Here is a 1867-nt window from a genome sequence, read left to right on the forward strand (position 1 = left end):
GCCGGGCGCGGCGTCGAAGTAGCGGTCGAGTCCCTCGCCGAACGTCTCGGCTTCGACGTACGTCACCTCGTAGCCGCGCTCGCGGAGGTCGTCGCGGAAGTGCCGCATCGCCGACAAGACGAGCGCGAGCTTCTGGGGGTGGTACGGCAGTCGGTCGCCGAAGGCGTGCGCCTCTATCATCAGCACGCGGTCGTCGGACTGGAGCGGCGCGGCCGACGGGTCGAGTTGGTCGCCGAGGACCCAGACGGTCATAGGCGTCCCTTCGGCGGCGGAGAAAAGAGCGTGTCGGCCAGCCGATGGGTCAGCGACGCGAGCCCGGTTGCGGGTCGACGTGCGCGGGAGCGAGCAAGTCCTCAATCGGCTGGTCGTCGAGCCACGACAGCAGGTGAACGAGCTGGTCGGTCGCGGCCTCGAACAGTTCCTCGCCGGCCTCGGGCGACGCGTCGGTCTGGTCGCCGAAGACGCCGTTTTCGGAGTTCTCGATGGCGTCGTAGAACGTCCGCGCGCCGCGTTCGCGGAGGTGGTCGTCGCTCAGGTCCACGACGCCGCCGTCCCGGGCCGAGTCGAGTTCGCCCTCGCGGACGAGGTCGCGGGCGATGTGCAGAATCATCGAGGTCTCCTTCGGCCCGCCGTGGGGGCCGGGGTGGTCGAACAGGTCGGTCACGAGGTCCGGAATCGACTCGTCCCACATCCACTCGATGGCGTACATGGTGCCGTCGTCGCGGAGGCGGCGACCGACCTCCCGGAGGTGCTGGACGTTGCCGCCGTGGGCGTTGACGAACACGACCCGGTCGATGCCGTGGTACGCGAGGTTGCGCGTCATCGACTCCACGTAGTCGCGGAACTGCGGCGCGTCCACCCACATCGTCCCGTGGAACTGGCGGTGGTGGGGACTGACGCCGACGTTGACGGTCGGCGTGCAGAGATAACCGGTCCGGTCGGCCGCCTCGCGGGCCAACGCCTCCGCGATGAGGTGGTCGGTCGCGAGCGGGAGGTGCGGGCCGTGCTGTTCCGTCGAGCCGAGGGGCACGACCGCGAGCGACGATTCGGCCACGTAGTCGCCGAGTTCGGGCCACGTCTGGTCCGCGATGTACATGAGCGTCACCAAGCGACGACGCCTAAAGAAAGGTGACAAAGGGGAAATGGGTTCCCCGGGAGACGCGTCAGTCCTGCTCTTGTGACCGCAGTTCGATGCGGCGAATCTTCCCCGAGGAGGTCTTCGGTAGTTCCGCGACGAACTCGATTTCGCGCGGATACTTGTACGGGGCCGTCTGCGCTTTCATGAACGACTGGAGTTCGTCAACGAGGTCGTCAGAGCCCTCGTAGCCGTCGGTGAGGACGACGAACGCCTTGACGATGCTGCCGCGTTCCTCGTGGGGGCTGGCGACCGCGGCGGCCTCGGCGACCGCCTCGTGGGAGACGAGCGCGTCTTCGACCTCGAAGGGGCCGATACGGTAGCCCGCCGAGATGATGATGTCGTCGGCGCGGCCCTCGAAGAAGAAGTAGCCGTCCTCGTCGCGGGAGGCGAGGTCGCCGGTGCGGTAGTAGTCGCCCGAGAACGTCTTCTCGTCGAGGTTCGGCTTCTCGTAGTAGCCGTCGAAGATGCCGGGACAGCCGACCGGGACGGCGATTTCGCCGATTTCGTCGACGCCGACCTCCTCCTCGTTCTCGTCGATGATGGTCGTGCCGAGGCCGGGCGTCGGCTTGCCCATGCTGCCGGGTTTCACGTCGATGCCGGGGTAGTTCGTGAGGAGCGCGACCGTCTCGGTCTGACCGTAGCCGTCCCGCGGGATGACGCCGAACGCCTCGCGGAACGCCTCTATCGGCTCGCGGTTGAGCGGTTCGCCCGCCGACAGCGCCTCTTTCA

At 67.7% G+C, this 1867-nt stretch carries 3 protein-coding genes; all 3 read right to left on the reverse strand.

From position 1 onward, the window contains the following. Nucleotides 1-252 (reverse strand): cryptochrome/photolyase family protein (locus AUR65_RS20255; RefSeq protein WP_233194370.1); only part of this gene is annotated, 252 nt, incomplete at its 3' end. A gap of 49 nt (nt 253-301) precedes the next feature. Continuing rightward, nucleotides 302-1096 (reverse strand): creatininase family protein, encoded by a 795-nt coding sequence (locus tag AUR65_RS13180; RefSeq protein WP_058567304.1) that lies wholly within the window; start codon nt 1094-1096, stop codon nt 302-304. Between the two features lie 67 nt (nt 1097-1163). Further along, nucleotides 1164-1867 (reverse strand): AMP-binding enzyme (locus AUR65_RS20260; RefSeq protein ID WP_233194371.1); only part of this gene is annotated, 704 nt, incomplete at its 5' end.

This window comes from Haloferax marisrubri (genome assembly GCF_001469875.2).
Classification (GTDB): Archaea; Halobacteriota; Halobacteria; order Halobacteriales; family Haloferacaceae; genus Haloferax; species Haloferax marisrubri.